This window comes from Bordetella genomosp. 5 (genome assembly GCF_002261475.1).
Lineage (GTDB): Bacteria > Pseudomonadota > Gammaproteobacteria > Burkholderiales > Burkholderiaceae_B > Bordetella.
The window spans coordinates 427,137-449,806 of the sequence record NZ_NEVN01000001.1; the positions used below are offsets into that span (position 1 = coordinate 427,137).

21 protein-coding genes are annotated in these 22,670 nt (G+C 68.4%); 14 read left to right on the forward strand and 7 right to left on the reverse strand.

What is annotated here, in order from left to right:
* Positions 1-32 precede the first annotated feature (32 nt).
* The 6 genes from CEK29_RS02035 to CEK29_RS02060 form a co-directional block, all read right to left on the reverse strand.
* Entirely contained in the window at positions 33-995 is a 963-nt protein-coding gene (locus CEK29_RS02035) for a Nudix family hydrolase (protein WP_094857184.1), read from the reverse strand.
* Complete coding sequence (locus CEK29_RS02040) at positions 988-1,854, reverse strand: ATP-binding protein (protein ID WP_094798531.1); 867 nt, start codon at positions 1,852-1,854, stop codon at positions 988-990. Before CEK29_RS02040 ends, CEK29_RS02035 begins: the two co-directional genes overlap by 8 nt.
* A 221-nt stretch (positions 1,855-2,075) precedes the next feature.
* Positions 2,076-3,302: a bifunctional glutamate N-acetyltransferase/amino-acid acetyltransferase ArgJ gene (gene argJ / locus CEK29_RS02045; RefSeq protein WP_094857185.1), complete on the reverse strand. Its 1,227-nt coding sequence runs from the start codon at positions 3,300-3,302 to the stop codon at positions 2,076-2,078.
* Positions 3,303-3,408: 106 nt separating this feature from the next.
* The gene (locus tag CEK29_RS02050) at positions 3,409-4,413 is read right to left on the reverse strand and encodes a hypothetical protein (RefSeq protein WP_094798533.1); all 1,005 of its coding nucleotides are present in this window, start codon (positions 4,411-4,413) and stop codon (positions 3,409-3,411) included.
* Between the two features lie 54 nt (positions 4,414-4,467).
* A complete protein-coding gene (locus CEK29_RS02055; RefSeq protein WP_094798534.1) occupies positions 4,468-4,956 on the reverse strand; it encodes a MarR family winged helix-turn-helix transcriptional regulator in 489 nt (162 codons plus the stop codon).
* Positions 4,953-5,879 carry an alpha/beta hydrolase gene (locus CEK29_RS02060; protein ID WP_094798535.1) on the reverse strand — a complete coding sequence of 309 codons (927 nt, stop codon included), beginning with the start codon at positions 5,877-5,879 and terminating at the stop codon, positions 4,953-4,955. Before CEK29_RS02060 ends, CEK29_RS02055 begins: the two co-directional genes overlap by 4 nt.
* 267 nt (positions 5,880-6,146) lie before the next feature.
* Between CEK29_RS02060 and CEK29_RS02065 the strand changes: the two genes are divergently transcribed.
* The 12 genes from CEK29_RS02065 to CEK29_RS02120 all read left to right on the forward strand — a co-directional run bounded on the left by CEK29_RS02065 (position 6,147) and on the right by CEK29_RS02120 (position 18,936).
* On the forward strand, positions 6,147-7,310 hold the full coding sequence (locus tag CEK29_RS02065) for an ABC transporter substrate-binding protein (protein ID WP_094798536.1): 1,164 nt from the start codon (positions 6,147-6,149) through the stop codon (positions 7,308-7,310).
* A 119-nt stretch (positions 7,311-7,429) separates the two neighbouring features.
* The gene (locus tag CEK29_RS02070) at positions 7,430-8,350 is read left to right on the forward strand and encodes a branched-chain amino acid ABC transporter permease (RefSeq protein WP_094857186.1); all 921 of its coding nucleotides are present in this window, start codon (positions 7,430-7,432) and stop codon (positions 8,348-8,350) included.
* A gap of 3 nt (positions 8,351-8,353) precedes the next feature.
* A complete protein-coding gene (locus tag CEK29_RS02075; protein ID WP_094798538.1) occupies positions 8,354-9,328 on the forward strand; it encodes a branched-chain amino acid ABC transporter permease in 975 nt (324 codons plus the stop codon).
* On the forward strand, positions 9,328-10,107 hold the full coding sequence (locus tag CEK29_RS02080) for an ABC transporter ATP-binding protein (RefSeq protein WP_094798539.1): 780 nt from the start codon (positions 9,328-9,330) through the stop codon (positions 10,105-10,107). The genes CEK29_RS02075 and CEK29_RS02080 overlap by 1 nt, the downstream gene beginning before the upstream one ends.
* Positions 10,101-10,805 (forward strand): ABC transporter ATP-binding protein, encoded by a 705-nt coding sequence (locus CEK29_RS02085; protein WP_094798540.1) that lies wholly within the window; start codon positions 10,101-10,103, stop codon positions 10,803-10,805. The genes CEK29_RS02080 and CEK29_RS02085 overlap by 7 nt, the downstream gene beginning before the upstream one ends.
* 317 nt (positions 10,806-11,122) lie before the next feature.
* A complete protein-coding gene (locus tag CEK29_RS02090; protein WP_094857187.1) occupies positions 11,123-13,474 on the forward strand; it encodes a bifunctional salicylyl-CoA 5-hydroxylase/oxidoreductase in 2,352 nt (783 codons plus the stop codon).
* Positions 13,471-14,256 carry an SDR family NAD(P)-dependent oxidoreductase gene (locus CEK29_RS02095; protein WP_094857188.1) on the forward strand — a complete coding sequence of 262 codons (786 nt, stop codon included), beginning with the start codon at positions 13,471-13,473 and terminating at the stop codon, positions 14,254-14,256. The genes CEK29_RS02090 and CEK29_RS02095 overlap by 4 nt, the downstream gene beginning before the upstream one ends.
* 46 nt (positions 14,257-14,302) lie before the next feature.
* Positions 14,303-15,157 (forward strand): enoyl-CoA hydratase family protein, encoded by an 855-nt coding sequence (locus tag CEK29_RS02100; RefSeq protein ID WP_094798543.1) that lies wholly within the window; start codon positions 14,303-14,305, stop codon positions 15,155-15,157.
* A gap of 6 nt (positions 15,158-15,163) precedes the next feature.
* Positions 15,164-16,333, forward strand: coding sequence for an acyl-CoA dehydrogenase family protein (locus CEK29_RS02105; protein WP_094857329.1), 1,170 nt, complete (start codon positions 15,164-15,166; stop codon positions 16,331-16,333).
* 58 nt (positions 16,334-16,391) lie between these two features.
* Positions 16,392-18,044 (forward strand): AMP-binding protein, encoded by a 1,653-nt coding sequence (locus CEK29_RS02110; protein ID WP_094857189.1) that lies wholly within the window; start codon positions 16,392-16,394, stop codon positions 18,042-18,044.
* A complete protein-coding gene (locus CEK29_RS02115; RefSeq protein WP_094798545.1) occupies positions 18,044-18,484 on the forward strand; it encodes an acyl-CoA thioesterase in 441 nt (146 codons plus the stop codon). The genes CEK29_RS02110 and CEK29_RS02115 overlap by 1 nt, the downstream gene beginning before the upstream one ends.
* Before the next feature lie 44 nt (positions 18,485-18,528).
* Positions 18,529-18,936: a RidA family protein gene (locus tag CEK29_RS02120; RefSeq protein ID WP_094798546.1), complete on the forward strand. Its 408-nt coding sequence runs from the start codon at positions 18,529-18,531 to the stop codon at positions 18,934-18,936.
* 12 nt (positions 18,937-18,948) lie between these two features.
* Here CEK29_RS02120 and CEK29_RS02125 read toward each other — a convergent pair whose 3' ends face one another.
* The gene (locus CEK29_RS02125) at positions 18,949-19,941 is read right to left on the reverse strand and encodes a helix-turn-helix domain-containing protein (protein ID WP_094857190.1); all 993 of its coding nucleotides are present in this window, start codon (positions 19,939-19,941) and stop codon (positions 18,949-18,951) included.
* A 235-nt stretch (positions 19,942-20,176) separates the two neighbouring features.
* On the opposite strand from CEK29_RS02125, the gene CEK29_RS02130 reads away from it, so the two are divergent.
* Both CEK29_RS02130 and CEK29_RS02135 read left to right on the forward strand, forming a co-directional pair.
* Positions 20,177-21,346 (forward strand): ABC transporter substrate-binding protein, encoded by a 1,170-nt coding sequence (locus CEK29_RS02130; protein ID WP_440588299.1) that lies wholly within the window; start codon positions 20,177-20,179, stop codon positions 21,344-21,346.
* Positions 21,347-21,389: 43 nt separating this feature from the next.
* Positions 21,390-22,637, forward strand: coding sequence for a dienelactone hydrolase family protein (locus CEK29_RS02135; protein WP_094857192.1), 1,248 nt, complete (start codon positions 21,390-21,392; stop codon positions 22,635-22,637).
* Positions 22,638-22,670: the final 33 nt, after the last annotated feature.

The following is a 22,670-nucleotide window of genomic DNA, read 5'->3' on the forward strand; positions in this document are numbered from 1 at the left end:
CGGCACCGACGTCATTGCGCCGGCGCCAAGCGTCAGATCAGCCCGCGGATCCCCGCGATGCCATGTGCGCCATGCTGCTGCGCGTCGCGCAGCGTGGCGGCGCCTTGGCCGCCCAGCGCATAGACCGGCAGCCCCGCGTCGCGATTGTGCTGCACGAATCCGTCCCAGCCGATCGCCGGCTGACCGGGATGGCTAGCGGTGGGCAGTACGGGGCCCAGCACGGCGAAATCCGCGCCGAGGGTGCGCGCATGCACCACCTCGGCATTGTCGTGCGCGGAGACGCCGACGAGCGCGCCGTCGCCGAGCGCCGGGCGTTCGGGCAGTGCCGCCGCATCGGCGGCGCGCAGATGCACGCCGTCGGCCTCGATCCACCAGGCCCGCGGATGCACGCTATTGACCAGGACGCGCGCGCCGGCCGCGCGGCAACGCTTGAGCGTGAGCTGAAGCGCCGCGTGCAGCGACGCCGCGTCGGCGCCTTCGGGCCAGCCGGGCTCGCGCCACTGCACGAGCTTGAGGCCGTCCGCGAGCGCGCGGTCCAGGCGTTCGAGCCAGGCCGGCAGCGCCTCGGGCGTGCCGATGGCGCTGATGCCGTAACGGGTGGGTAGCTGGAGCCAGCGCAGCGGCGGCAGCGTGGCCGGAAGCAGGTCGCCGACCTCGCCCGCGTGGGCCGGATCGACCCAGCGCAGGCTTTGGTTCTCGAGACCCGTCGGCTCGCCCTCCCAGCCCGTGACGTGGCAGAAGGCCAGGCGCACGGTGGTGTGGGGATAGGCGTGCACGTAGGTCACCCACGGCCGCGCCTCGGTCACGCGGATGCCCAGCTCTTCCTGCAACTCACGCGCGAGCGCCTGCAGCACGGTTTCGCCGGGCTCGAGCTTGCCGCCGGGGAGTTCCCACCAGCCCGACCACGGTTTGCCCTCGGGCCGCTGGCCGAGCAGCAACTGGCCGTCGGGCCGCAGGATCAGGCCCGCGGCGACATCGATGATCTTGTCAGACATGGCGGGCCGCCCAGTCACGCGCGAACTGATAGGCTACGCGGCCCGAACGCGAGCCGCGCTCGAGCGCCCACTGCAGGGCCTCGGTGCGGCTGGCTTCGATCTGCTCCGACGGGCAGCCGAGCTCGCGCAGCCAGTGATAGACGATGTCGAGGTAGTCGTCCTGGCGGAACGGATGGAACGACAGCCACAGCCCGAAGCGCTCGGACAGCGAGATCTTTTCTTCGACGGTCTCGCCGGGATGGATCTCGCCATCGGCCTGGTGGCGGGCCTGGAGGTTTTCGCTCATGTACTCCGGCATGAGATGACGCCGGTTGGAGGTGGCGTAGATCAGCACGTTGTCGCCGGAGGCCGACACCGAGCCGTCGAGCACCGACTTCAGGGCCTTGTAGCCGGCTTCTCCTTCCTCGAACGACAGGTCGTCGCAGAACACGATGTAGCGTTCGGCGCGCGGCGCGACCAGCTCGACGATATCGGGCAGGTCGCCGAGGTCGGCCTTGTCGACCTCGATCAGGCGCAGGCCGGCGTCGCCGTGCTCGGCCAGCATGGCCTTGACCAGCGAGCTCTTGCCGGTGCCGCGCGCGCCGGTCATCAGCACGTTGTTGGCGGGCTTGCCGGCGAGGAACTGGCGCGTGTTGCGTTCGATGATCTCTTTCTGGCGCTCGATGTGTTGCAGATCGCCGGTCTGGATGCGCGAGACATGGCGCACGGCATCGAGCCAGCCGCGCGCGCCGCGCTTGCGCCAGCGGTACGCATGGGCGGACCAGTCGATCTCGGGCGGGGCGGCGGGAAGCCAGGCCTCGAGCTGGGCGAGCACGCGCTCGGCGCGGGCCAGCAATTGGGTGAAGTCGGATGTGCTCACTGCGGAATTCCTGGTGGGGCGGCTCGAAGGGCACGCCGGCGGTTACGGACGGTCGTCCGCGCGGCCACGCAGGGGATGGGGTGGCAGGCGGACGGAACGCGCCGGCGGGGTACTGCGACGCGCTGCAAGCAGGGCCGGCGGGGGAGCCACGGATGGCTGGCTCTCCCGCCGGGGCGCGCCCTCACGACGGGCGCGGCATTCAGGGCCCCGGAGGGCGGCGATCAGGAACGGTAGTCGGCGTTGATGCTGACGTACTCGTGCGAGAAGTCGCAGGTGTAGACGGTCTCGGTGTGCTTGCCGCGGCCCAGCGAGATGCGCACCGCGATCTCGGCCTGCTTCATGACACGTTGGCCGTCGGCCTCCTGGTAGTCGGGATTGCGGCCACCGTCGAGCGCCACCAGCACGTCGTCGAGCCACAGGCGGATCTTGCTGACGTCGAGGTCGTCGATGCCGGCGTAGCCGATGGCGGCGAGGATGCGGCCCAGGTTGGGGTCGGAGGCGAAGAAGGCGGTCTTGACGAGCGGCGAGTGGGCCACGGCGTAAGCGACCTTGAGGGCCTCTTCGGCGTTGCCGGCGTCTTCGACGCGGATCGTCATGAACTTGGTGGCGCCTTCGGCGTCACGCACGATCTTCTGGGCCAGGTCGGTGGCGGCTTCGGCCAGCGCGGCGCGCAGCGCCGGGTAGTTGGCGTCGGATTCGCTCTCGACGGTCAGGCCGCTGGCCCCAGTGGCCATCACGATGAACGAGTCGTTGGTGGAGGTGTCGCCGTCGACCGTGATGCGGTTGAACGAGACATCGGCGATCTCGAGCGCCAGCTTGGACAGCAGCGGCTGGGCGATGCCGGCGTCGGTGGCCAGGTAGCTCAGCATGGTGGCCATGTTGGGGCGGATCATGCCGGCGCCCTTGCTGATGCCGGTGAGCGTGATGGTCTTGCCGCCGATCTCGACGCGGCGCGAGTAGATCTTGGGCAGCGTGTCGGTGGTCATGATGCCGTGCGCGGCATTGAACCATTCATTGGTGCCGAGCTTGGCGATCGCGCCCGGCAGGCCGGCCACCAGGCGGTCGAGCGGCAGCGGCTCGAGAATCACGCCGGTGGAGAAGGGCAGCACTTCGGCGGCCGACACGCCCAGCAGCTTGGCCAGCTCGGCGCAGGTGGCGCGGGCGTTGGCCAGGCCGGGCTCGCCCGTGCCGGCGTTGGCATTGCCGGTGTTGATGACCAGCGCGCGGATCGGGCCGCCGGCCGCGAGGTGGGCCTGGCAGACCTGCACCGGCGCGGCGCAGAAGCGGTTGCGGGTGAAGACGCCGGCCACGGTGGTGCCGGGCGCGAGGCGGAAAACGGTGAGGTCGCGGCGGTTGGCCTTGCGGATACCGGCCTCGGTGACGCCGATTTCAACGCCGGCAACGGGGTGGATGTCGGACTCGGAAGGAATCTGAAGATTAACGGCCATGTATCGTCTCGATGGGCTGGGCGATGAAAAAGCCGCGCCAGGGGCTGCGGCGGAGAATCTGTCTATTATCCCACCGCTGGCGCGACGGGCGTATGGCAGGGCAGGGTCAGGGGCCCAGGCGCACCGACGCGACGTCGAGAACGCCCGCCTCGCGGTTGGACAGGACGGCGCGCACCTCGCCGCCGGCGGCCTGCAGGACCGATTTGCCGGACGGAATGTCGGTGCCACCGGCGCGGCGCGCGCTGCGGCCGCGCGAGGGCGAGAAGAGCAGGTCGCCGGGCTGGGCGCCGGGCACCTTGGGGCCGGCGCTGGCCACCCGCGTGCCGGCGGGATAGGTGACCTCGCCCAGCGTGGCCTCGCCCGCCAGCAGCCCTTCGAACGACAGGCGGCGGCGCTCCGGCGAGAGCCGCAGCTCGACCTTCAGGAGGGGCAATTGATCCACGCCGACCGCCTCGCTGCCATCCGTGCGCACCAGCCAGCCGGGCTCGTTGGCGCGGCTGGCGAGCCAGGCGCCGGCCGGCAGCGGTTTGGCCTCGACCTGGTTGCCGGCCGCGAGGTGGCAGCTCGCAAAGCGCGGCTGGCCATCCTGGATGCGGAACTCGAGCGGGTGGGTGTCCATGCAGGTCCAGCCTTCGATGCGCTGGTCGGTTGCGGTGGTGAGCGACCAGGTGTGGGCCGCGCCGGGCGCGGCGCCCTGATAGCGAGTCAGCGTGATGGCATCGACGCCCGCGACGCGCGTGGGCGCGGGAAAGCGCGCCGAAATGAAGGTGTCGGGCTGCCCCGCGGTGCCGAGCCGCAGCTCGGTGCCGGCCGGCATGCGCACGCCGGCCAGCTCGGTGGCGGCGTCGAGCGTGAGGCGGCGCGCCGCCTCGGCGCGCGATTCGCGCTGCGCCTGCATCCACGCGCTGATGTGCTGGACCGGAAATACGCCGCCCGCCAGCGCCAGCAGCGCCATGAGCGTGGGGCCGAGGCGGCGGTGCTCGGCCAGCCAGAGGCGGCTGTCGGGATTGCGGACGAGCGACACGCACCACGTCAGCAGGGTGCTCAGGCAGATCAGCGAGATCGCCATGGCGACGTAGTGATTACCGCCAGGAATCGAGATGGGAACCATGGCGGATATTATGCGCCAATCGCGGCCCGGCACGCCGGCCCGCGAGGCGCGGCGTCACTCCGATTCGGCGCGGTGCGCCACCACCTGCAGCTTGAGCTCGCCCAGCGCCTTGAAGAGCGCATTGCGGCTCGCCTCGGGCAGGTCGCCGAACATGCCCTTGACCCACGACTCGTGGGCGCGCGCCATCTTGGAGAAGGCCTTCTTGCCCTGCGGGGTGAGCTTGAGCAGCGAGCTGCGGCGGTCGGACTCCACCTTGGTGCGCACCACCAGCCCTTCTTTTTCGAGCTGGTCGGTGATGCCGGTGATGTTGCCGTTCGTGACCATCATGTGGCGCGAGAGCTCGCCCATCTTCATGCCCTTGGGCGCGCGCTGCAGCTGCGCCATGAGGTCGAAGCGGGGCAGCGTGGTGTCGAATTCGGTGCGCAGGCGGCTGCGAATCTCGGATTCGATCAGGTTGCAGCAGGTGAGCATGCGCAACCACAGGCGCAGCGCGTGATGATCGTCGGGCGCGGCCCGCGTTTCCAGGTCGGGAGTATCGATCATGAAGATTGGTCTCGTTGCTGCGTGGAGGATGAGTCGGGAGGCGTGAGCCCCATCTGGGACAGCAGCGCGCGCGTGTAAGGCGCCGCGGGATCGTTGAGGCTCAACACGATATCGAAATGATTGGTGCCCGGCATGGGCACGTAGCTGCCCGCGAATCCGGCCGCCTGCCACGCCTCGAGGTAGGCGTGACTCTGGCGCTTGAACTCGTCGGTCTCGCTCTCGCCGTAGGTGACCAGCAGGGGGCAGCCGCCGGCGCGCGGCAGATGCAGCAGCGGGCTGTTGCGCTCGGCGTCGGCCGGGCTCAGATGCATCCATTCGTTGATATGGGTGTGCACGAGCGGACGCAGATCGAACAGGCCCGACATGGGCGCGGCGCCGCGCAGCACGGTCGGGGGCACGCCGTAGGCCGCGTGCCAGCCCTCGGCCAGCAGGGCGCCCACCAGATGGCCGCCCGCCGAGCTGCCGCAGGCATGCAGGCGAGCGGGGTCGCCGCCCAGGCGGCCGATATGGCGGTGCACCCACGCCAGCGCGCGGCGGTTCTGGTCGACGATGCGATCGAGGGTGACGGCGGGCGCGAGCGAATAATTCACGGCCACCACGATGGCGCCGGCCTGCGTGAAGAGCGGCGCCATGCTGCTCGAATCGCTCTTGGAAAGCAGGCGCCAGTAGCCGCCATGGATGAACAGCAGCACGGGCGCGCGGGCCGTCATCGTGGCGGGCAGGAAGATGTCGAGTGTCTCGTCGGGATGCTCGCCGTAGGCCACGTCGAGCTCGCAGCGCAGGGTCTCGCGCGCGATGCGGCTGTCGTCGGCGTAGCGCTTGAGTATCGGGTGGATGTCGGGTACTGTCGCGCGAGCGTTGTACTGCACATCCAGTGCCGCGCGGTCGTATTCGCGATACAGGGGGCGGGCGGAATCGGCCATGGCTTTCCGTGTAAACCGGTTTATTGGGATAAACCCTTTGGGGCAAACCCTAGACTTGTTTTGCTGAATACTTTAAACCTAAACTATGGCGCACGCCAGTTTCTTTTGTCCCGCGCGCATTGCCGGCGCGGTGGACAAGGTCAGGCCGGATCGCGGGGTTCCTCGAGGGCTCGCCGGCCGTTCTCCTTCGATGCTGGCGCGGGAAGCATCCATCTCCAAAAAAGGCCGTAATAAAAACCTGCCGCGCCCTGCGCAAGGAGCTCCACCATGCGTTTGATTCCTTCCCTCCTGGTTGCCGCGGCGTTGCTGCCCGGCGTGGCCAGCGCCGATGCCATCAAAGTGGGCATTGCCAACGACATCTCCGGTCCGTTCGCCGCGCTGGGCGCCGAAGCCCGCGACGGGTTCAACCTCGCCATCAAACAACTGGGCGGCAAGCTCGGCGGCCAGGAAGCCGAGTTCATCCAGACCGACATGGGCGGCAACCCCGACCAGGCCCGTCAGCTGGTCACGCGTTATATCCAGCGCGAAAAGATCGATTTCTTCACCGGCCCCATCGGCTCGAACGTGGCGCTGGCCGTCGGCCCGGCCCTGTTCGCGGCCAAGGTGCCGTTCCTGTCCAATAACCCCGGCCCCAGCCAGTATGCGGGCGCCCAGTGCAATAAGTTCTGGTTCGGCCTGTCTTATCAGAACGACGCCTTCCACGAAGCGGCCGGCAAGGTCGCGGCCGATCGCGGCTTCAAGAAGGTCTTCATCCTGGCCCCCGACTATCCGGCCGGCAAGGACGCACTCACCGGCTTCAAGCGCGGCTACAAAACGCCCGTCACCGAAGAGCTCTACACCAAGCTGGGCCAGATCGACTACGCCGCCGAGCTGGCGCAGATCCGCGCCGCCAAGCCCGACGCCGTCTACATCTTCCTGCCGGGCGGCATGGGCATCAACTTCGTCAAGCAGTTCGTCGCGGCCGGCCTGAACAAAGGCACCGCGCTCGTGGGCCCCGGTTTTTCGGCCGACGAAGACGTGATCCAGGCCGTGGGCGAGCCCATGATCGGCATGTACAACACCGCGCAGTGGGCGCACGACCTCGACGTGCCGCAGAACAAGCAGTTCGTCGAAGCGTTCCGCAAGGAATACAACAACCGCTACCCCTCGGTGTATGCCGCCCAGGCCTACGACGTGATCATGGCGATCGACGCCGCGGTCAAGCAGAGCGGCGGCAAGGCCAGCGATCGCGACGCTATCGTCGCCGCGCTTGCCAAGGCCGACTTCTCCTCGGTGCGCGGTCCGTTCACCTACGGCAAGAACCACTACCCGATCCAGCCCTACTACGTGCGCGTGGTCGACAAGGACGCCAACGGCAAGATCACCAACAAGCTGGTCGGCAAGGTGTTCGACAAGTACCAGGACGTGTACGTAGGCGAGTGCAAGCTGTGATGTCCGGCGCGCGCCGCTAGGGCGCGCACGGACGATCGCGCCGCCCGCCACGCGGGACGGGCGGCGCATCGACACGACACGCGGGCGCATCGACCGCCCGTGGCTTCGGGGGAAGTTTCATGACGTTCACGCTGGTCATCGAGCAACTGCTCAATGGACTGCAATTCGGCCTGATGTTGTTCCTGATCGCCGCCGGGCTCACGCTCGTCTTCGGCATCATGGACATCATGAATCTGGCCCACGGATCGCTCTACATGGCGGGCGCGTATGTCGCGGCCGAGACCATGCAGCGCACCGGATCCTTCGTGGCGGCCGTGCTGGTCGCCGCCATCGCCACCGGCCTGGTGGGCGCGATACTCGAATTGGTGCTGATCCGCCGCCTGGCGCTGCGGGATCACCTGGCGCAGGTGCTGGGCAGCTACGCCATCATCCTGATCGCCAACGACGTGATCAAGATGATCTGGGGCCCCGCCCCGATGATGCTGAACATGCCGTCCGAGCTGGCCGGCCCGGTGCGGCTGTTGCCCGACCTGCTTTATCCGGCCTATCGCCTGATGATCATCGTGTTCGGCCTGATGGCGGCCGCGGGCCTCTACTGGTTCGTCACGCGGACCCGCGCCGGCGTGCTGGTGCGCGCGGGCGCCTCCAATCGCCAGATGGCCACGCTCATGGGCGTGCGCGTGCCGATTCTGTTCCTCGGCGTGTTCGTGCTGGGTGCCATGCTGGCGGCCGTGGCGGGCGCCTTGCTCGGGCCGGTCACCGCGGTGCAGATCGGCATGGGCGAAGAAATCCTGATCCTGGTGCTGGTCTGCATCGTGATCGGCGGGATCGGCTCGATACGCGGCGCCTTCGTGGGCGCCTTGCTGGTCGGGATGGTCGACACCGCCGGCCGCGCGTTTCTGCCGATGCTGCTGCGTCAGGTGTTCTCGCCGGCGGTGGCGTCCAGCGTGGGCCCCACGCTGGCGGCCATCCTGATTTATGTGTTGATGGCCGGGATCCTCGTATTCCGTCCGTCGGGTCTGTTTCCGGCGCGCGGGTGAAGCATGCGTAGATCTCTGTACTGGACTCTCGCCCTGCTGGTGGCGCTCGCGGTGTTTCCGCTGGTGGCGCCGGCGCTGGGCCTCGATTTCTATATCTCGTTCGTGCGGCGCGTGCTCATCTACGCGCTGGCGGCGACCAGCCTGAACCTGATCCTGGGCTATGGCGGCATGGTGGCGCTGGGGCATGCGGCGTTCTTCGGCGCCGGCGCCTATGCCGTGGGCATCCTGCAGTCGATGGGCGTCAACAGCGCGCTGATCGTCTGGCCCGCGGCCATGCTGCTGGCCGGCGTGCTGGCCTGGATCACCGGCGCCATCTCGCTGCGCACGCGGGGCGTCTACTTCATCATGATCACGCTGGCCTTCGCCCAGATGGTCTATTACATCTTCATCTCGTTGCGCCAGTACGGCGGCGAAGACGGCCTGAACCTGTCCGGCTACTCGCAACTGCCGCTGCTCGATCTCTCCAGCGACGTCACGTTCTACTACGTGGTGCTGGTGCTGTTCGCGCTGCTGCTGTTCGTGTTCAACCGGCTGGTCGACGCGCGCTACGGCGCCGCGCTGCAGGGCATCCGCGAAAACGAATCGCGCATGGAGTCGCTGGGCTATCCGGTCTACCGCATGAAGCTCACGGCCTTCGTGATCAGCGGCGCGGTCGCGGGCCTGGCGGGTGCGCTGCTGGCCAATCACAACCTCTTCATCTCGCCCAGCCTCATGCACTGGACCCAATCGGCCAATCTGCTGATCATGGTGCTGGTGGGTGGCATCGGCCTGCGCTATGGCGGCGTGGCCGGCGCGGCCGTGATGCTGACGCTCGAAGAGGTGCTGCGGCTCTGGACCGAATACTGGCACCTGCCCCTGGGCCTGCTGTTGCTCGGCGTGGTGCTGGGTGCGCCGCGCGGCCTGGCCGGCCTGGTCGGCCCCTGGTTCGCCGGCCGTGCGCCGGTGGCCGGCGCCTCTCAACCCGCTAGGAGAGCGTGATGACGACTTCCCCCGCCACGCCTGCCCTGCGGGCCACCGGGCTGGTGCGCCGCTTCGGCGCGCTGCTGGCCACGGATCAGGTGTCGCTGGAGCTCGCGCCCGGTGAGATCCATGCGCTGATCGGCCCCAATGGCGCCGGCAAATCCACGCTGATTCACTTGTTGTCCGGCACGCTCGAAGCCGATGCCGGCACGCTGCATCTGGGCTCGACCGACGTGTCCGCCATGACCGCGCACGAGCGCGTCGAGGCCGGACTGTCGCGCTCGTATCAGATCACGAACATCTTCCGCACCTTCAGCGTGCTCGATAACCTCCTGCTCGCGGTGCAGGCGCATGCCGGCAGCAGCTTCCGCTTCTGGCGGCCGCGCGCCTCCGAGACGGCGCTGCACGACGCGGCACACGAGCTCGCGCGTGAATGCTGCATCGATGCCGCGCTGTTCGACCGTCCGGCCGGCACGCTGCCGCACGGCGAGCAGCGCAAGCTCGAGTTCGCGCTGGCGCTCGCCGCGCGGCCGAGCGTGCTGTTGCTCGACGAGCCGATGGCCGGCATGGGCCCCGACGAAACGCTGCGGCTCACCGAGCTCATCGAAAGCATGCGCGGCCGCGCCGCCATGCTGCTGGTCGAGCACGACATGCAGGCGGTGTTCCGCCTGGCCGACCGCATTTCCGTGCTGGTCTATGGCCGCGTGATCGCCACCGGCACCCCGGACGAGATCCGGACCAATCCCGACGTGCGCCAGGCCTACCTCGGCGATGATGAAACGGAGGCCGTATGCTGAAGATCCAGGCCGCCGAGAGCGGCTACGGCGCCAGCCAGGTGTTGTTCGGCGTCGACCTCGAGATCGGCGCGGGCCAGGTCGTGACGCTGCTCGGGCGCAACGGCATGGGCAAGACCACGCTGCTGCGCACCCTGTTCGGCCAGCTGCCGCTGCGAGCCGGCGACATTCATTTTGGCGGGCAGAAGCTCAACGGCTGGCAGCCCGACCGCATCGCGCGGGCCGGCATCGCGCTGGTGCCCGAAGGGCGGCAGTGCTTCCCCAATCTGAGCGTGCGCGAGCACCTCACCGCGTTCGTCGCCGCCCGCAATCCCGATATCCGCGAGCCCTGGACACCCGAACGCGTGTTCGAGCTGTTTCCGCGCCTGGGCGAACGGGCGCGCAACATGGGCAACCAGCTGTCGGGCGGCGAGCAGCAGATGCTTGCCATCGGACGCGCGCTGGTGACCAATCCGCGCCTGCTCATTCTCGACGAGGCCACCGAGGGCCTGGCGCCGCGCATCCGCGAGGAAATCTGGGCCTGCCTGGGCCGGCTGCGCGCTGCGGGCCAGACCATTCTGGTGATCGACAAGTATGTGGAGCGGCTGCTCAAGCTGGCCGACCGGCACGTGATTCTCGAACGCGGCAAGGTGGTCTGGACCGGCGACTCGGCCGCGCTCGACGCGGACCGCTCGCTGTGGGAGCGTTATCTCGGGGTGTGAGTCCTGACCCGGGCGCGATCGCCCACAAGCTGTCCCTGTTTGTCCCGCCGGCCCGGCGCGGCAGTCCGAGCGCCCCGGTGCCTCGGGCGGCCGCGCCGGGCCGGTGTCATTCGGGCCCGCGCTGCACGCGCCGCGGGCCGGGCGAGACCCCGATTCAGAGGCGCGCGGCGGGGCGGGGCGACGCTGCGCGGCCACCGGGTGGATACCCGTCTTGCGCCCCGTTCGCACCGGGTATATATTTCAAGCCTAAAATATCAAAGGTTCAAAATCAACGGCGGTCGATCGAGGCGTGCCGCCGCTGCCACGGAGCTGTACACATGAAGATAGTCTGCCAAGGCGGTGGCCCCGCCGGCCTGTACTTCGGCCTGTTGATGAAGCTGCAGAATCCGGCCAACGAGGTCACGGTGGTCGAACGCAATCGGCCCTACGACACGTTCGGCTGGGGTGTGGTGTTCTCCGATGCCACGATGGAAAACCTGCGCGAAGCCGACCCCGTGTCGGCGCGCACCATCGGCGATGCGTTCAATCACTGGGACGACATCGACATTCATTTCAAGGGCCGCACGATACGCACCGGCGGCCACGGCTTCATCGGCATCGGGCGCAAGCACCTGCTGAACATCCTTCAGGCGCGCTGCGAGGAAGTCGGCGTGAAGCTGGTGTTCGAAACCTTCGTGCAGGACGATCAGGCCCTGGCGCGCGAATACGACGCCGACCTGGTGATCGCCGCCGACGGCCTGAACAGCGTGGTCCGCACGCGCTACGCCGACACCTTCAAGCCCGATATCGACACGCGTCGCTGCCGCTTCGTGTGGCTGGGCACGACCAAGGTGTTCGACGCGTTCACCTTCGCCTTCGTGCAGACCGAGCACGGCTGGTTCCAGGCCCACGCCTATCGCTTCGAAGACGGCCTGTCGACGTTCATCGTCGAGACGCCCGAAGAAACCTGGCAGGCGGCCGGCATCGAGCAGATGAGCCAGGAAGACGCCATCGCCTACTGCGAGAAGCTCTTCGCGCCCTGGCTCGACGGCCATCGCCTCATGAGCAACGCATCTCACCTGCGCGGCTCGGCCATCTGGATCCGCTTCCCGCGCGTGATCTGCAACGGCTGGGTCCACTGGAATCATCTCGACACCCCGCGTGGCGAACGCGACGTGCCGGTGGTGCTGATGGGCGATGCGGCGCATACCGCGCACTTCTCGATCGGCTCGGGCACCAAGCTCGCGCTCGAAGACAGCATCGAGCTGGCCCGCTGCCTGCAGGCCCAGCCCGATCTGCGCGCCGCGCTCAAGCATTACGAAGAGGTGCGCAGCGTCGAGGTGCTCAAGATTCAGAACGCCGCGCGCAATTCCACCGAGTGGTTCGAGAATGTCGAGCGCTACGCCGACCTCGAGCCGGAGCAATTCGCCTACTCGCTGCTCACGCGCTCGCAGCGCATCTCGCACGAGAACCTGCGCCTGCGTGATCCGGCCTGGGTCGAGAGCTACGAACGCTGGATCGCGGCGCATGCCGGCGAGCCCGCGCCGGCCAAGCCCGGCCGCGCACCGCTGCCCATGTTCACGCCCTATCAGGCGCGCGGTGTGCGCCTGCCCAACCGTGTCGTGGTCTCGCCGATGGCGATGTACTCGTGCGTGGACGGCGTGCCGGGCGACTTTCATCTGGTGCACCTGGGCGCGCGTGCGCTCGGCGGCGCGGGTCTGGTGATGGTCGAAATGACCTGCCCCTCGCCCGACGCCCGCATCACCCCGGGCTGCCCCGGCCTCTGGACGGACGAGCAGGGCGCCGCGTTCAAGCGCATCGTCGACTTCGTGCATGCCAACAGCCCCGCGAAGATCGGCATGCAGCTGGGTCACGCCGGCCGCAAGGGCTCGACCCAGGTCGGCTGGCAGCGCATGGACTATCCCTTGCCCGAGGGCAACTGGCCGCTGGTGTCGGCCTCGCCCCTGCCGTATCTGCCGGGCGTGTCCCAGACCCCCGCGGCGCTCGACCGTGCCGGCATGGATCGGATCCGCGACGAGTTCGTGGCCGCGGCCCGCCGCGCCGCCGATGCCGGCTTCGACTGGCTCGAGCTGCATTGCGCCCACGGCTATCTGCTGTCGAGCTTCATCTCGCCGATCGCCAACCAGCGTACCGACGAATATGGCGGCAGCCTCGAGAACCGCCTGCGCTATCCGCTCGAGGTGTTCCGCGCGGTGCGCGCGGTCTGGCCCGAGGACAAGCCCATGTCGGTGCGGATCTCCGCCCACGACTGGGTCGAGGGCGGGATCGACGCCGACGCGGCGGTCGAGATCGCGCGTGCCTTCAAGGCGGCCGGCGCCGACATGATCGACTGCTCGTCGGGTCAGGTGAGCCCGGACCAGCGCCCGGTGTATGGCCGCATGTACCAGACCCCGTTCGCCGACCGCGTGCGCAACGAAGCAGGCATTCCCACGATCGCCGTGGGCGCCATCTTCGAGGCCGACCACGCCAACGGCATCATCGCCTCCGGCCGCGCCGACCTGTGCGCGCTGGCCCGGCCGCATCTTGCCGATGCTTCGTGGACGCTGCGCGAGGCCGCGCGCGTGGGCTACCCCGACACGCAGTGGCCGCAGCAATACGTGGCTGGCAAGCGCCAGCTCGAGACCAACTTCGAACGTGCCGCCTCGCTGGCGCAACAGGAGTCCAAATGAGCGCGGCCCTTCCTCTCGACGGCCTTCATGCGCTGGTAACCGGCGGCGCGCGTGGCATCGGTCTGGCCTGCGCCCGTGCGCTGCTGGCACAGGGCGCCCGGGTCACGCTGCTCGGCCGCGACGAGCAGTCGCTCGTTAAAGCGGTGCAGACGCTGGGCGGCGAGGGCGTGGGTGGCGTGAGCGCCGACATCACCTCGGCCGAATCGGTCAAGGCGGCGTTCGCCGCGGCCGAGCAGGCGCGGGGCCCCGTCGACATCCTGGTGAACAACGCCGGCCAGGCCGAGAGCGAGCGCTTCGACCGCACCGATACCGCGCTGTGGCAGCGCATGCTCGACGTCAATCTCACCGGCACCTTTCATTGCACGCAAGCGGCGCTGCCCGCGATGCTGAAGCGCAACCAAGGCCGCATCATCAACGTGGCCAGCACCGCCGGGCTGATCGGCTACGCCTATGTCGCCGCCTACTGCGCCGCCAAGCACGGCGTGATCGGTCTCACGCGTGCGCTGGCGCTCGAAGTGGCACGCAAGGGCGTCACCGTGAATGCCGTGTGCCCGGGCTACACCGAGACCGACATCGTTCGCGACGCCGTGGCCAATATCGTCGGCAAGACAGGGCTGGACGAGGAGGGCGCGCGTGCCAAGCTGGCCGAGCGCAATCCGCAGGGCCGCCTCGTCACGCCCGAGCAGGTCGCGGCCACCGTGGCATGGCTCGCGCTGCCCGGCAGCGGCGCCGTCAATGGCCAGGCCATCTCGGTGGACGGCGGCGAGGTCATGCCGGGTTGAATTTCGTGGCGCGCCATGCGCGCGCCGCAACCAGACAGGAGACATCATGAGCGCTAACGAAGAACACACGATGAAGCATCACAAGCGGCCTTTCGCCACTTATGCGCCGCGCACGTTCCTGTGGGACGTGAGCGCCGACGGCAAGGTCGCCACCATCACGCTCAACCGCCCCGAACGCAAGAACCCGCTCACGTTCGATTCGTACGCCGAGCTGCGCGACCTGTTCCGCGGCCTGGTCTACGCCACCGACATCAAGGTGATCGTGGTGACCGGCTCGGGCGGCAACTTCTGCTCGGGCGGCGATGTGCACGAGATCATCGGGCCGCTCACGCGCATGACCATGCCGGAGCTGCTCGACTTCACCCGCATGACGGGCGACCTCGTCAAGGCCATGCGCGCCTGCCCGCAACCCATCATCGCGGCGGTCGATGGCGTGTGCGCCGGCGCGGGCGCGATGGTGGCCCTGGCCTCGGATCTGCGCGTTGGCACGCCCGCCGCGCGCACGGCGTTCCTCTTCACGCGCGTGGGCCTGGCCGGCGCCGATATGGGCGCGTGCACGCTGCTGCCGCGCATGATCGGCCAGGGGCGGGCGAGCGAGCTGCTGTACACCGGCCGCGCCATGCGCGCCGACGAAGGGCTGGCCTGGGGCTTTTTCAACAGCCTGCACGAGCCCGAGGCGCTGGCCGGCGCCGCGGCCGAGCTCGCGGCCCAGCTCGCCGCCGGACCGACCTTCGCCCACGGCGTGACCAAGAAATTGCTGCACCAGGAATGGAACATGGGCGTGGACGAGGCCATCGAGGCCGAGGCCGAGGCACAGGCCATCTGCATGCAGACGCGCGACTTCCGCCGCGCCTACGACGCGTTCGTGGCGAAGCAGAAGCCCGTGTTCGAAGGAGACTGAACCATGATGCGCGATAGCAGCTGGCTGGATTGGCCGTTCTTCGAAGACCATCACCGCACGCTCGCCCACTCGCTGGATGCCTGGTGCGACGAAAACCTCGGCCACGTCGACCATCACGACGCCGATGCCGCCTGCCGCAAGCTGGTGGCGGCGCTCGGCAAGGCGGGCTGGCTGCGCTATTGCGTGCCGGCCGGGCCGGACGGCGCCTGGGGCGGCAGCCTGCCGCAGGTGGATTCGCGCGCCGTGTGCATCCTGCGCGAAACGCTCGCGCGGCACGAAGGTCTGGCCGACTTCGCGCTGGCCATGCAGGGCCTGGGCAGCGGCGCGATCTCGTTGATGGGCTCCGACGCGCTGCGCGCCCGCTACCTGCCGCGCGTGGCGCGCGGCGAGGCCATCGCGGCCTTCGCGTTGTCCGAGCCGGATGCCGGTTCGGACGTGGCCGCCATGAGCTGCGCCGCCCGGCTCGACGGCGACAGCTACGTGCTCCATGGCGCCAAGACCTGGATCTCCAACGCCGGCATCGCCGACTTCTACGTGGTGTTCGCCCGCACCGGCGAGGCGCCGGGCGCACGCGGGATCAGCGCCTTCGTGGTCGATGCCGATACGCCGGGCTTCAGCGTGAGCGAGCGCATCGACCTGATCGCCCCGCATCCGCTGGGCACCCTGACGTTCGACGAATGCCGCGTACCGGTAGCGAACCGTCTGGGCGATGCCGGGCAAGGTTTCAAGCTGGCCATGATGACGCTGGATATCTTCCGCGCGTCCGTGGCCGCCGCCGCGCTGGGCTTTGCCCGGCGCGCGCTCGACGAGGGCCTGGCGCGCGCCAAGAGCCGCAAGATGTTCGGCCAGACCCTGGCCGACCTGCAGCTCACGCAGGCCGCGCTGGGTGACATGGCCACGGCGATCGATTCGTCGGCGCTGCTGACGTATCGCGCCGCCTGGATGCGTGACGTGCGCGGCGAGCGCACGACGCGCGAGGCGGCCATGGCCAAGATGACGGCGACCGAGTCGGCCCAGCAAGTCATTGATCGCGCGCTGCAGATGTTCGGCGGCGCGGGCGTGGTGAGTGGCATGGCGGTGGAGAAGATGTACCGAGAAATCAGAGCGCTGCGTATCTACGAAGGCGCCACCGAAGTGCAGAAACTGATCATTGCCCGGGAGCTGTTGAAGTCCTGAATCCAGGACGTGCGTCCCACGGGCAAGACACCATACCGATAGCGACAAGGGGAAATCCATGGAAGTATCCGCGCACACCGACACCTTCGCCCGCGACAACCTGCCGCCGGAAGACCTCTGGCCCGAGTTGTTGCTCGACGGGCCGGACGTGGCCTATCCGGCCCGGCTCAATTGCGCCGTCGAACTCGTCGATCGTCATGTGGCCGAGGGCCGCGGCGAACGTATCGCGCTGCGCTGGCGCGAGGGCGAAGGCCAGCGCACCATGAGCTACGCCGAGCTGCAGGCGCTGACCAATCAGGTCGCGCAGGTGCTGATCCAGGACATGGGGCTGGTGCCGGGCAACCGCCTGCTGCTGCGTGGCCCCAACAACGCGATGATGGCGGCCGCCTGGCTGGGCGCCATCAAGGCCGGGCTGGTCACGGTGCCCACCATGCCGCTTCTGCGCGCCAAAGAGCTCAAGCAGGTGATCGACAAGGCGCAGGTCCAGGCGATGCTGTGCGACGTGCGGCTGGCCGACGAGGCGCTCGCCTGCATGCGCCAGGGTGGCGACTACTACTGCCCCGACCTCAAGCAGATCAAGATGTTCAACGACGCGGGCAGCGACTCGCTCGATACACTTGCCGCGAGCAAGCCGGCCCAGTTTCAGGCTTGCGACACCGCGGCCGACGACGTCTGCCTGATCGCGTTCACGAGCGGCACCACCGGTGCGCCCAAAGGCTGCATGCATTTTCATCGCGACGTGCTCGCGATGTGCGATCTCTTTCCGCGCCACGTCATCCGGCCCGCGGCCGACGACATCTTCTGCGGCACGCCGCCCCTGGCCTTCACGTTCGGCCTGGGCGGCCTGCTGTGCTTCCCGCTGCGGGTGGGCGCCAGCACGGTGCTGGCCGAGAAGCTCAGCCCCGAATCGCTGCTGCAGCTGATCCAGGATTTCCGCGCGACCATCTGCTTCACGGCGCCCACGTTCTATCGTCAGATGGCGCCGCTGGTGCCGCGCTTCGATATCGGCTCGCTGCAAAAGACCGTGTCGGCCGGCGAAGCGCTGCCGGATGCCACGCGCCAGCTCTGGAAAGAGGCCTCGGGCATCGAGATGATCGACGGCATCGGCGGTACCGAGATGATTCACGTGTTCGTGTCCAGCCCGCCCGAGGCCGTGCGCCGTGGCGCGATCGGCAAGGTGGTGCCGGGCTACGTGGCCATGGTGGTCGACGAAGACATGCAACCGGTGCCGGCCGGCACCACGGGGCGTCTGGCGATCAAGGGTCCCACCGGCTGCCGCTACCTGGCCGACGAGCGCCAGCGCCGCTTCGTGCAGAACGGCTGGAACCTCCCCGGCGACACCTTCATGCAGGACGCCGACGGTTATCTGTACTATCAGGCCCGCAACGACGACATGATCATTTCGGCCGGCTACAACATCGCCGGCCCCGAGGTCGAGGACGCGCTGCTGCGCCACGAGGCCGTGGCCGAATGCGGGGTGGTGGGCATGCCCGACGACGAGCGTGGCCAGCTGGTGGCCGCCTACGTGGTGCTCAAGCCGGGCTTCGACGGCACGCCCGAGCTCTCCACGGCCTTGCAGACCTACGTGAAGAACAACATCGCGCCCTACAAGTATCCGCGCGTGATCAATTTCGTGACCGCGCTGCCGCGCACCGAAACCGGCAAGCTGCAGCGTTTCGCGCTGCGCAAGCAGGCCGCCGGAGACAAGTGATGGGTACGCCGTTCGAAGCGGAGATCGAGGTCCGGTTCCGGCATTGCGACCCGGCCGGCATCGTGTTCTACCCGCGCTATTTCGAGATGATCAACGACTTCGTCGAGCACTGGTTCGACCGGGGCATGGATCTGCCGTTCCATACGCTGCACGTCGAGCGCCATATCGGCACGCCGCTGGCGTCGGTGCAATGCGACTTCTCGGCGCCCAGCCGCTGGCACGAGCGCCTGCGCCAGGTGCTCACGGTGCGCCGCATCGGTGGCGCCTCGTTTCGCGCCGATGTGCGCTTCGAGGGCCAGGACGGTCAGCTGCGGCTGGCGGCCAGCCTGACGATCGTGACGGTCGATCTGCGCACCATGAAAGCCACGCCGCTGCCCGACGACCTGCGTGCCCGCATGCAGGCGTTCGTGGTCGACGATACCCCGGCGTCCGCGCCCTGAGATTCGATTCGCAATACCCAATAGACCGATAAGAGGATGAGGCTATGAAAATTCTGCAACCGCCCGATTGGCTCGCGCCGCGCGGCTATTCCAACGGCATGATGACCGAGATGCAGGTGGGTTCGCGCCTGCTGTTCGTGGGCGGCCAGATCGGCTGGAACGGTCAGCAGCAGTTCGAGACCGATGATTTCGCGCTGCAGGTGCGCCAGACGCTGGCGAACATCGTGGCCATCCTGGCCGAGGGTGGCGCCACGCCGGCCCACATCGTGCGCATGACCTGGTACGTGAAGAACAAGCAGGAGTATGTGGCGGCCTATCCCGAGATCGGCAAGCACTATCGCGAGCTGATCGGCCGGCACTTCCCGGCCATGACCGCGGTCGAGGTCGCCGACCTCGTCGAAGACCGCGCCAAGGTCGAGATCGAGGTGACGGCGGTGGTGACGCCGGCCTGACGCCGCGCGGTATCAGTTTGCCCGTGCCCGGCGCCGCAGGGTGGCGCTGGGCAGTTCGCCGTGGCGCTCGCGGTAATACTCCGAGAAGCGCCCCAGATGGCCGAAGCCGACCGCCAACGCGGCGTCGGTCACGCCGTGCGCGCCACTCAGAAGATGGTCGCGCGCGCTGTCCAGGCGCAACGTGCGCAGCGCCGACATCGGCGTCGTGCCGCGATGCGCGTGAAACAGCCGTGCCAGCTGGCTGGCGCTGACGCCCGCGTGGCGGGCGATGTCGGCCGCACAGATCGGCGCGGCCAGATGCGCGTGCATGTAAGCCTCGGCCTGGGCCAGGTGACGTGGCACCGCGTGCGCGCCATCGCGCCAGGTATTGGGCTGGTGCCAGAGCAGGTGCAGTACCAGCATCTCCTGCATTCGTAGTGTCCAGATGTCGGCGGGCACCGCGCCCACCGGCGCGGCCTGTGCCAGCAGCGGCAGGGTATGCAGCAGTCCCGCCACCAGCGCCCGCCAAGTGGACCCCGTCGGCGTGTCGAGCGCCAGCGACGGCGCGAAGTCGAGCGGCCGCCGCGCCGCGGCGCCGAAAGCCTGCTGGCCGACCTGGTCGAGCAGGCCGCGCGGAATCTTGAGCATCAGCTGTTCGCAGCCGCTTTCCCAGTGCAGGGCCAGCGGGCGGTCGGGTGCGATCACCGCCGCCCGCCGCGTACAGGTCTCGACGATGTCGGCGCCGCACTGGACGCGGGCCCGTCCGACGAGCGGCACCTGCACCAGCATGAAATCGCGCAGGCGGCCGGGATCGATCCGGACCTCCGGGCCATAACGCAGGGTACAGATCGTGAGCGCACCCACCTGCGCGCGCGACAGCCGCGCGTCCACCGGCCCGGCCTGCCAGCTCAGGTGGTGATCCTTGAGCGCCTCGGAGACGCGGTTGCGGGTCTCGTCGCGCTCGCGCGAGCGGAACACCCGCCGGGCCACCAGCGGGGCCAGTTCACTGCGCGACCATCCTTGCATGCTGTTCTCCCCGGCTGTCCGGACGCGGCAAAGTCGATCGACTGTAGAGCAGGCTCCGGACGAACGGAATTAGGTGAATCGCGGATAAGGCTGGCGTAAAACGGATAGAGCGTTGTCCCGGCCCGGCGTATCGTGGGTGTCGAGCCTGTGCCGTGAGAGCCGGGCCGCCATTGCGAACTCAAGGGGAACACGCATGAACCTCGGCAATACATCCGTTGGTGTCGCCGCTGCGCGCCTGCGCGCTCGGGTCTGGTTGGCGGCGGCCTCCGCCGCCGTGTGCTGTACCGTCGCGGCCGCGCCGGCCAAGGAGGTGAAGGTCGGGCTGGTCACGACGCTGTCCGGTCCGGGCGCCGCGCTCGGCAACGAAATCCGCGACGGCTTCAATCTGGCGTTGCAGCACACCGGCGGCCAGCTGGGCGGCCTGCCGGCGCAGGTGCTCGTGGCCGACGACCAGCAAAAGGCCGATGCCGGCCGCCAGGCCGTCGAACGCCTGCTCAAGCGCGACAAGGTCGACATCATGACCGGCATGGTGTTCTCCAACGTGCTGCTGCCCGTCATGCCCGCCATTCTGCAGGCCGACACCATCTATCTCAGCACCAATACCGGCCCCGAGAACTACGCGGGTGCGGGCTGCCATCCCAACTTCTTCGCCGTGGCCTGGCAAAACGAAGACATTCCCGCGGCCATGGGCAAGTACGCCACCGACAAGGGCTACAAGCGGGTGGCGCTGATCGCGCCCGACTATCCCGGCGGCCGCGAGTCGCTCAAGGGCTTCAAGCGGCTCTACAAGGGCGGCGTGGCCGACGAGGTCTATACCCAGATGGGCCAGCTCGACTATGGCGTCGAGATCTCGCAGCTGCGTGCCAGTCAGCCCGACGCCGTGTTCTTCTTCCTGCCCGGCGGCATGGGGGTGAACTTCATCAAGCAGTTCCACAGCGCCGGGCTGACCGGCCGGATCGCGTTGCTGGCCCCGGGCTTTTCGGGCGACCAGGACACCATCGCCGCGGTGGGCGCGCCGATCGAGGGATTGTTCAACACCGCGCAGTGGGCAGCCGATCTCGACAACGCGGCGAATCAGCGCTTCGTGACCGATTTCAAGGCGAAGTACGGCCGCACGCCTTCGCTCTACGCCTCGCAAGGCTACGACGCCGCCATGCTGCTCGACAGCGCGGTGCGCCACACCAAGGGCGATCTTTCCACGCCCGCGCTGCGTGCGGCGCTCAAGCGGGCCGACTTCACGTCGGTGCGCGGCAGCTTCGCCTTCAACCAGAACCAATACCCCATCCAGGATTACTACCTGCGGCAGGTGGTCAAGCAGCCCGACGGCACGCTGACCAACCGGCGCGTCGCGACCGTGCTCACGCAGTACCAGGACCCGTTCGCCGCCGCCTGCAAGATGCAATGACCCCGGCCGCGTCCTCCGGACGCGTGCCGCACAAGGAGACCCCATGACTTCCACCGTACAGACCCGCAACGTGCGCATCGAGGCGCAGGACGGCGGCACTTTCGACGCCTACCTCGCCGTCCCGGCGTCGGGTTCGGGCCCCGGCCTGGTGCTCTGCCAGGAGATCTTCGGCGTCAACGACTTCATGCGCCGCACCGCGCAGCTGCTGGCCGAAGAGGGCTACGTGGTGCTGGTGCCCGACCTGTTCTGGCGCCAGCAGCCCGGCATCCAGCTCACCGACGGCCCCTCCGACATGCCCAAGGCGTTCGCGCTGTATCAGGGCTTCGACGAAAACCTGGGCGTGGCCGACATCGGCGCCACGGTCGCCAGGCTGCGCACGCTGCCCGAATGCGAGGGCGGCGTGGGCGCCCTGGGCTATTGCCTGGGCGGCAAGCTCGCCTATCTGGCGGCCTGCCGCACCGATGTCGACGTGGCCGTGGGTTACTACGGCGTGGGCATCGAAAACAGCCTCGACGAAATCCAGAACCTGCGCGGCAGCCTGGTGCTGCATATCGCCGAGCAGGACGGCTTCTGTCCGCCGCCCGCGCGCGCGCAGATCCTCGAAGCGCTGTCGGGGCGCAAGGGCGTCGAGCTCTACGTCTATCCGGGCGTGGACCACGCCTTCGCGCGTACCGGCGGCGATCACTACGACAAGCCGTCGGCGCTGATGGCGCACCAGCGCAGCATCGCCGCGCTCAAGCGCGCCATCGGCCCGCATTACGACTTCTCCTATCTGTGGGACAAGCACTGCGAATACGAATTCGGCACGCGCGATGTCGCGGCCACGATGGCCACGATGGTGGCCGAACCCTACGTCAATCACATTCCCACCATGACGGGCGGCGTGGGCCACAAGGAGCTGTCGCGCTTCTACCAGCACCACTTCGTCAACAACAATCCGCCCGACACCCGGCTGATTCCGTTGTCGCGCACCGTGGGCGCCACGCAGATCGTCGACGAGATGCTGTTCTGCTTCACGCACACCACCGAGATCGACTGGATGCTGCCCGGCGTGGCGCCCACCGGTAAAGCCGTGGAAGTGCCGCTCATCGCGATCGTGAAATTCCGCGGCGACAAGCTCTATCACGAGCACATCTACTGGGACCAGGCCAGCGTGCTGGTGCAGATCGGCCTGCTCGATCCGGAGGGCCTGCCGGTGGCGGGCGTCGAGACCGCGCGCAAGCTGCTCGACGAAACACTGCCCTCCAACACGCTGATGGCGCGCTGGCAGGACAGCGCCCGTCACGGCTGAACCCGATGGGGCGCCGGTGCGCGCCGCATCGCT